The sequence below is a fragment of the Actinomadura bangladeshensis genome (genome assembly GCF_004348335.1).
Classification (GTDB): domain Bacteria; phylum Actinomycetota; class Actinomycetes; order Streptosporangiales; family Streptosporangiaceae; genus Spirillospora; species Spirillospora bangladeshensis.
Map to the genome: position 1 here is coordinate 1 of NZ_SMJW01000596.1, position 600 is coordinate 600.

Below are 600 nucleotides of genomic sequence, written 5' to 3' on the forward strand. Positions count from 1 at the left end.
AACCCGATGTCCAAGATCACCCGCGCCGCCCGGAACCGCTGCCCGCCCGCCAGCATCCCCAGCCGGTGCGCCGGATCCCGGTAATGCCCCAGCTCGTCCATCAACCGCTCCGCATACAGCCCCCACCCCTCGCAGTGCCCCGGATGCAGCTCGCTCGACAACCGCTGGAACCGGTTCAGCCGCGGATTCAGCACCGTCACCCCCAGCTGCAGATGATGGCCCGGCACCCCCTCGTGGAACATCGTCGTCGGCACCGTCCACGTCACGATCTCCGCGGACGGGTCCCGCACCGTCCACCACACCGTCCCCGGACGCGACAGATCCTCCGCCGGCGCCAGATAGTAGATCCCCGACTCCACCGGCGGGATCCGGCACTCGATCCGCCGCAGCGGCTCGGGAATATCGAAATGCGCCCCGTCCAGATCCGCGATCGCCCGATCCGCCAGCTCCTGGATCCACCCCCGGAACGCCTCCGCGCCCACCACCCGGTACGCCGGATCGGCGTCCAGCGCCGCCATCACCGCCGGCAGCGGCTCACCCGGCGCGATCTCCCCCGCCACCACCGCCATCTCCGCCTCGATCCGCGCCAGCTCCTCCCAC

The 600-nt window shown here is 71.2% G+C and carries 1 protein-coding gene; it reads right to left on the minus strand.

The window, feature by feature from the left end; genetic code table 11:
• Positions 1-600, minus strand: a 600-nt coding sequence (locus E1284_RS41060; RefSeq protein WP_131945484.1) for a DUF885 domain-containing protein, incomplete at both ends; no start/stop codon positions are given.